Annotated in this window: 12 protein-coding genes; all 12 read left to right on the forward strand. The window is 40.5% G+C overall.

Annotated features, from left to right (window positions below; genetic code table 11):
- Positions 1-47 precede the first annotated feature (47 nt).
- The 12 genes from T472_RS19255 to T472_RS06360 all read left to right on the forward strand — a co-directional run bounded on the left by T472_RS19255 (position 48) and on the right by T472_RS06360 (position 7391).
- Positions 48-224 carry a hypothetical protein gene (locus tag T472_RS19255; RefSeq protein WP_023386366.1) on the forward strand — a complete coding sequence of 59 codons (177 nt, stop codon included), beginning with the start codon at positions 48-50 and terminating at the stop codon, positions 222-224.
- Between the two features lie 14 nt (positions 225-238).
- A complete protein-coding gene (locus T472_RS06320) occupies positions 239-586 on the forward strand; it encodes an MATE family efflux transporter (protein ID WP_023386365.1) in 348 nt (115 codons plus the stop codon).
- Positions 587-619: 33 nt separating this feature from the next.
- A complete protein-coding gene (locus tag T472_RS19725) occupies positions 620-847 on the forward strand; it encodes a hypothetical protein (protein ID WP_023386364.1) in 228 nt (75 codons plus the stop codon).
- Between the two features lie 31 nt (positions 848-878).
- Positions 879-1154 carry a beta C-S lyase family protein gene (locus T472_RS20225; protein ID WP_023386363.1) on the forward strand — a complete coding sequence of 92 codons (276 nt, stop codon included), beginning with the start codon at positions 879-881 and terminating at the stop codon, positions 1152-1154.
- A 220-nt stretch (positions 1155-1374) separates the two neighbouring features.
- Complete coding sequence (locus T472_RS20230) at positions 1375-1713, forward strand: aminotransferase class I/II-fold pyridoxal phosphate-dependent enzyme (protein ID WP_242864771.1); 339 nt, start codon at positions 1375-1377, stop codon at positions 1711-1713.
- A 150-nt stretch (positions 1714-1863) separates the two neighbouring features.
- Positions 1864-2082 (forward strand): hypothetical protein, encoded by a 219-nt coding sequence (locus T472_RS20235; protein ID WP_023386361.1) that lies wholly within the window; start codon positions 1864-1866, stop codon positions 2080-2082.
- A 718-nt stretch (positions 2083-2800) separates the two neighbouring features.
- Positions 2801-2986, forward strand: coding sequence for a Flp family type IVb pilin (locus tag T472_RS06335; protein WP_023386360.1), 186 nt, complete (start codon positions 2801-2803; stop codon positions 2984-2986).
- A 236-nt stretch (positions 2987-3222) separates the two neighbouring features.
- Positions 3223-3825 (forward strand): A24 family peptidase, encoded by a 603-nt coding sequence (locus T472_RS06340; protein ID WP_023386359.1) that lies wholly within the window; start codon positions 3223-3225, stop codon positions 3823-3825.
- Positions 3822-4298 carry a TadE/TadG family type IV pilus assembly protein gene (locus tag T472_RS06345; protein WP_023386358.1) on the forward strand — a complete coding sequence of 159 codons (477 nt, stop codon included), beginning with the start codon at positions 3822-3824 and terminating at the stop codon, positions 4296-4298. Before T472_RS06340 ends, T472_RS06345 begins: the two co-directional genes overlap by 4 nt.
- Positions 4299-4316: 18 nt before the next feature.
- A complete protein-coding gene (locus tag T472_RS06350; RefSeq protein ID WP_023386357.1) occupies positions 4317-5468 on the forward strand; it encodes a pilus assembly protein TadG-related protein in 1152 nt (383 codons plus the stop codon).
- A 25-nt stretch (positions 5469-5493) separates the two neighbouring features.
- The gene (gene cpaB / locus T472_RS06355) at positions 5494-6210 is read left to right on the forward strand and encodes a Flp pilus assembly protein CpaB (protein WP_023386356.1); all 717 of its coding nucleotides are present in this window, start codon (positions 5494-5496) and stop codon (positions 6208-6210) included.
- Complete coding sequence (locus tag T472_RS06360; protein ID WP_082447596.1) at positions 6195-7391, forward strand: CpaE/TadZ family protein; 1197 nt, start codon at positions 6195-6197, stop codon at positions 7389-7391. Before cpaB ends, T472_RS06360 begins: the two co-directional genes overlap by 16 nt.
- Positions 7392-7407: the final 16 nt, after the last annotated feature.

The raw sequence follows: 7407 nt of genomic DNA on the forward strand, positions 1-7407 counted from the left end.
AAATTTCGACGGGATTTTAGGTTATAGTCTCCGGAGTATTCCAGGGCATGGGTGATGCAAAGACCCCGATGATAATAGTAGGTGTCCTTAATGCCGCTAACATCATCCTTAGCTATGTGCTTATATTCGGAGCCATCGGTCTGCCTGCGATGGGGATACAGGGGGCAGCCATAGCATACACATCGTCCTATGCGCTTGCAGCTTTGAGACAATATTCTGGGTAGGGTCCTCAATCTTTGTGACAAGGGCTGTCCTAACCTACGGTGAGAATGCCTATGCCGCCTATCAGCTTGACATGCAGGCTGAGGCAGTGTCCTTCATGCCTGCCACGGGGTTTGCGGGATGTGCCACAGCCTACATAGGGCAGTCAGTGGGCTCCATGGACATGGAGCTTGACAGCATGTACTACATGCATCTCATGAAGTACACGGTGATTTTCTCATCGGTTGCAGAGTTTATCATGGCCCTGTTTCCAGGAGTTATAATGGGAGCACTTACAAACTCCAAGGAGCTTATTGGCATAGGGAGCGCATACCTTATTGTAATGGGAATAAGCCAGATACCCCAGAACATGACTGGATTCTAAAACGGAACACTGGAGGTTGCAGGCTATGTCAACATGCCTCTTGTGATAATCACGGTGGGAATCTGTCTTGTAAGGATACCGAGAGTGCTTGAATCTGCATTCATCTTCAAGGCAAGTCTAATCTGGATATGGGCATTAATGGGGATGCGCATTTTTGCAAGGTACATCCTGGTATATGCAAACTTCAGAAAAAAGGCTATCTTCAAAAGCCTGAGTAACTTCCAGGATCAGTTTTTTGAGGATGTAAGTAAGGCAAAATAAGCAATTCACATACAAACAAAGGAGCAAACAAATGAAAATTGATTTTACTACAGTGCTAATCAGAAGGAACACAGGATCAGCAAAATACGAGCAGATGCTCGGCTGGAACCCTAATGTTTCTGAGAACACCATTCCATTCTCAGTTGCGGACATGGAGCTCAAGAATGCTCCTGAAATAGTGGAGGGGCTGAAACAGTTCATAAGCGAAACCATACTCGGGTATACTGTACCAACCAGGGAATACAACGCTGTTGTATGCGACTGTATGGAGAAGAGACATGGCTGGAAGATCGAGCCTAATGAATAATCGGATCTACCGGTGTAGTCGGAGCATTCTTCTCAGCAATCAAGGCATTCTCAGATCCAGGTGATGAAATCATAATAATGACTCCCGTATAATATCCGTTCTTCAACGCGATAAAGAAGAACAACAGGACTTTTGTAGAAAGTGAACTTATCAACACAGGGAATAGCTACATAATAGACTTCGAGGATCTTGAGGCTAAGGCAAGGACCCGAAGAACAAGATACTTCTATTCTGCAGCCCACACAACCCGGTTGGAAGGGTATGGACTAAGGAAGAGCTTGAGAAGGTAGCAAAGATCTGCCTTGACAACAATGTCCTCATAATTTCAGACGAGATTCATTTCGACCTTGTAATGCCTGGATTCAAGCATACAGTGTTCGCAAGCATCTCAGAGGAAGCTGCAGACAACATGATAGTTTGTACAGCGCCAAGCAAGACGTTCAACCTAGCTGGAATGTACACATCAAACATCATAATACCTAATGAAGACATAAGGAAAAAGTACCTTGCTGAGGTTGAAAGTAACGGCTTCTTCTCACTTGGGGGTACTTGGTTATAAGGCGTGTGAATAACATACACCCAGTGCGATGGCTGGTTTGAAAATCTGCTTGGACTCATACATCACAACTACTTAGTTCTCAAGGGTTTCTTTGCCAAGAATCTCCCTTAAGTCAAGGTTTACGGCCTTGAAGGCACATGCCTACAGTGGATGGACTTCAGAGCACTTGGATTAGAAAAGAATGAACTTGAAAAACTTATGCATATGGAAGCTGAAGTGTTCTTCGATGAAGGATACGTGTTTGGAATAGCTGGTGCCGGATTTGAGAGGATGAGCATCGCATGTCCGACACATGTTATGGTAGAGGGGCTTGAGAGAGTTCTAGAAGCGGTGGAAAAAATTAGAAAGAGCATGACAGCGACTGCCTAAAAAAGCTGATCTGCTGCAATTTGTAAAGTAAAAAAGAATGGCTAGAAATATAGACTTTCCAGCCATGGTTAATTAAATGTGATTACTATAACAAGATCCTGTGGCTGCGGTAAGTTCTTGCAGTTATGGAGCTTATACTTTACATGTAAAAATCAGAAATTTCTATCATTTAGTACAGGTAAAAAACACATGAAAATATAGGCAAACTTGGTTTGAAACATACTGATATGAAAGTTAAATAAACATAAATATGTAAAGTTACGCTCATGGCACCTGAGATATATGCTATTTTCGACATAATACTTTAATATACGAATCAATATAATCGAAACTACGCGGTATCATATTGAATTACTAACCGATACTAAATATTTTGTGGGAATTAACCTGTGAATTGTGAAATAAATACAATATGTTAGCTCATTTATGTATTTAATATATGAAGAACGCTGAAAGTTTTAAGTTTAATTATAAAGAGTTTAAAAAACTGAGGGGCATATCAACTTCTAAATTGACTGACTGAAAGTCAATGTGAACTTTATGTTAATAGAATATTCATTAAAAACTATTGGCATTGTGCAATTGTGAACGATTTTACTGTTGACACTTATTAAAACCATAATTATAATAAAGACATAACGGTAACAGAATATTATGTCGAAAAACCTCAATGTTCTTTTATCAGTCTAAAATATTTTAAAGTAAAGGAGAAAAAGACATGGAACTTTTCAAGAGGCTTTGGAATGACGAGGAAGGCCAGGGAATGGTGGAGTACGGACTTATAATTGCGCTTGTATCAATTGCGGTAATTGGACTTTTGATAGCTCTAGGTGGTCAGTTAGGAACTATATTCACAAACATAACCAATGGACTTAAGGGTACACCACCACCATCTGCAGGCTAAACATAATTAATGATCATGAAATTACCCCCCCTTTTTTAAGGGGGTAATTTTATATTAAAGCGGTGATAGTAGTGAAAAAAATTGTAATTAGTTTAGTAACTGATGATTCAGGTCAAACATTAGTTGAAACGAGCTTAATTTATCTGTTTGTAGCGATTGCTTTAATAACTTCATTAGTTTTTTTGGGAGATGAAGTGATAGCTCTTTATTCGAATAGTTCGAAAAAATAATGGAAATTGGGAAATAGGTACGGAGAAGAAATGATACTCAGTTTAAATAATTTGATTCTAATTATATTGATAATTCTTTCTGTTAAGTATGATATATTCGAGAGAAGGATCCCCAATAAATTAACCATACCGGTTATACTGTGGGGCATTGTTACCGCAGGAATATTCAGCGGGTTTAATGGGATTCTATTTAGCATAAGTGGATTCCTGGTAGGACTGGCTGTTTTTTTTATCCCTTTTGTTTTGGGTGGAATGGGCGCCGGCGATGTGAAGCTTATGGCTGCAGTTGGGTCGTTGCTTGGTTGGAAATTGACTGTATATTCTGCTTTATTAACCGCTATTGCTGGTGGTATAATTGTAATAGGCTATACTATTTATACAGGGAAGTTTGTTGGCATGATTAAGAATATGGGAGTTCATTTTATCAAATGGATTCTTTATTTCATATATTTAGCAACACATAATGAAGGTGTATTTAGGAAGTATAAGTCATTGAATGTGTCAAAAGCTTATGGGGAGAAGACGTATATACCTTATGGAGTTGCGATTGCTGTTGGTACAATTATTGTGCTTGCAGGCAATCATTTTGGATACGCACCATTCAAATGAAGGCAGGTGATAAAATGAAAGGCTTTCGTAATCTGTTAAAGAATGAACGAGGACAATCGGCTGTAGAATTTGCTCTGATTTTGCCTATACTTATTATTATTCTTTTGGGAATAGTCGAGTTCGGATGGTTTTTGAACGCAAAAATAACAATAACAAGTGCAGCTCGCGAAGGGGCAAGGGTTTATGCTATTCATGGTGATAAGACTGATGTCCAGACGAGAGTTACAAATGCTGTAGCTAATACGTTATCTCCGACTACAGTACAGCAGGTTTCCGGATCACCGGCGTTAAGTACCCTTAAGGACGTGTCTGGAATAAAAATGGCAGAAGTTACTGTTACTGGTAATGTGCGTGGAATAACTGGGTTCTTCTCAAGGCCGTTCATGGGTTTCTTCAATGCTGTTATAAATTCGGACAATACGTTGACCATGTCATCAAAGGCAAGCATGCGTGTTGAGTTTTACTCACCATAATGAAAAGGGTGTGAGATGATGAACATAAGAAAACGCATATTAGATGAAAGCGGATCTGTGCTGCCAATTGTTGCAGTATTCATACTTTTTGTCGCAGTAGGCCTTTCGGCAATAGTTGTCGACGGAGGTGTACTTTACAATCAAAGAAGACAGATGGTAACTGCTGCAGACGCTGGTGCACTGTCAGGCGCCCGTGAAATGGTCCTTCAAAGCAGAGATGGTACAAAATCAAAGGCTCAGATTGAAGCGCTTTCTGTTGACGCGGCAAAAAAGGCAGCAATTGAAAATGGCGCTGATGACAGTGATCTTGATAGTATTTTGTATATACATGCCGATGCAAGCTCAAACAATGAGTATGGTTTTCCGTATGTAGAGGTAAAGACGACACATGTCACAGAACTTTTTTTTGCGAAGATTTTCGGAATCAACAGCTCTCCAGTTAGAGCAAGGGCTGTAGCCAGATCTGACAAGTATCTGAATCCTGGAATCATGCCTCTGTTTGTTGTAGAAGGATATGCAATAAACAAGGGTGTCATATTGCATGAAAAGGCTCTGAACATTGACGATACAATTCTGCACTATTCGTCTCAGCTACTGGACCTTGATGGCGGTGGTGGAGGAACTAATGAACTTCAGTCACTTCTCAATAGAGAAGTTCAGCTTTCTCAGGCGATTATAAGCAGATTAGGTTCTGGAATAGCTGATTCTGAGGCGGGATTCAAGGATTTTGGTCCTACGCTCGAAACCTGGTTCCAAAAGGCCAGGGCCTTTTCGGCAGACCCCAATGAAAGAAAGGCTTACATGACGGTATTCATACCTGTAGTTTCAAAATCTGTTGTTGAGGTCAAACCGAACGATCCTGTTACTATTCTGGAATATGCTGAATTTGTAATTGTTGATTACTTCGACAGCCCCATTGCTCCTGGATTGGCATCAGCCTTTGAAGGAAGCGGCAATTCATCTGGTGTGCTTACTGTAGACTATTCTGCTGTTAATGGGATAGGTGCTGATAGGTCCGTATATAATCCCAATATACCTAAAACTGCAGCGAAATTCATTGTTGGATATTTTACAGGCAAGACAATATCCAAATCAGATATCCTTAATAATAACTATGTCGGTACAATATATGATAGTATGAGTACAAGGAGATATTTCTTGGTAGAGTAATGAGCTTTGAAGGGAGTTGTCAGGAATGAAGATTAAGAAAAGGGTCTTGGTACTTGCTGTAGTGCTTGGATTACTAACTGTATCGGTGCTATATTTATACATCAGAGGTCTTGATAAAAATCCTGCAACTGAAACCCAGATGCAGAATGTCGTTGTTGCTGTGAGTACAATACCAGCACATGTAAAGATTACGCCTGAAATGCTTGCGGTGAAGTCGATTCCGGTAGAAGCTGTCCATCCTGATGCGTTTACTTCGGTGAATGAGGCTGTTGGTGGAACTTCCAAAGCAGAGATAATAAATGGTGAGCAGGTTATTAAGGGCAGGGTAATAATTGAGGGTGTTTCTTCACCCCTCGCTTACAGAATACCAGAAAACATGAGAGCCATAACGGTACCTATGGGAGAAATATCCGGAGTGGCAGGGTACATTGAAGTTGGTGACAGGATTGACATACTGGTTGCTTATGATGATGAGACCCTGAATCCTACAAAAATTGTATACACACAGCTCCAGAACATAGAAGTTCTGGAGAAGGGTCCATATGCAGCTACAGCTGAAGATCAGCAGACAGGCATGGCAACGTCTCTTACGGTTTTGGTTACTCCTGCACAGGCGGAAGTGCTTGCATATGCTAACTATAATGGATCGTTCCATTTCTCGCTACGCAATCCTGTAGATACGAACAAGGTAGAATTGCAGCAATTTGATTCAGCGAATTTCAATACATGGAGAGAAAGGTGATGAACATGGATAGGATAAAAGTGCTGGTGCTCGAAAATACACAAGAAGAGAGAAACACAATTTCTGAAATACTTAGTAATGTGGAGTACATTATCCTTGTTGGAGAGTCTGACTCTGAGGATGAAGCTCTGGATTTCATTGAAGACAACAGTATTGATGTAGTACTTCTAGGAGCAAATGTAGGTGATGACGGATATAGGGTAGCTGAAAAATTATCGACAGAGTATCCGGAAGTAGCAATCATAATGATGGAAAATGACCTTAAGGAAGAGACCATGCACAAGGCGATATTCGCTGGTGCAAAGGATGTCCTTATTAAGCCATTTACACCTTCAAAACTGGTAGACACCATTTACAGGGTAAACCAGCTTACGAAGAAAAAGGTACTGATCCATAAGGAAAGCAGTACTAAAGCCAGAAGGAAGTCTACTCTTGGACAGGTAGTCACTGTATTCAGCACAAAAGGTGGAGTAGGAAAGACCTTCGTTTCCATAAATCTTGCTGTAGCTTTGGCTAAGAATACTGGCAAGAGGGTTGTGCTTGTTGACTTGGACCTGGATTTTGGAAATGCTGCACTAGCATTGAATATCCTGCCGAAGTTCACGTTATCTGATATAGTCGATGACATAAGGAATATTGATGCCGACTTAATTGAAAGCTATCTGATTCCTCATGACTCAGGGATAAAGGTTCTGCCTGCAAATGCTCAGCCTCAGCTAAGTGAGTTCATAAATTCTGAGCATATAGACATTATACTCAGGACGCTTCAGAGTGCGTTTGATTACGTGGTAGTTGATATGCCAGCAAGGTTCCATGAACCTGTCAATCCAGCTTTGGCAATAGCAGACAAACTGCTGGTAGTTACCACTCCTGAGGTTTCAACTGTAAGGAATGTAAAGGCTGCACTAATAACATTGAATGATTTGAATTACCCCAAGGCAAAGATAAGGGTAATCCTGAATAGACATGACAACAGAGGCGAGATCAAACCAAAGGATGTTGAAACTACACTTGGCATGAGTATATTTTCAACTCTCGCAGCTGACTATAAGGATGTAATTTCATCCCTGAACCAGGGTATTCCTATAGTAATTAGGAATCCTAGGGATACTGTAACAAAGGATTTTATAAGCCTCGCAAAGAAGCTTGTTGATGATACAGGTGCGAAAGGGCATAACTAGACCAGCTATAAAATGT

The organism is Youngiibacter fragilis 232.1, assembly GCF_000495435.3.
GTDB lineage: Bacteria > Bacillota > Clostridia > Clostridiales > Clostridiaceae > Youngiibacter > Youngiibacter fragilis.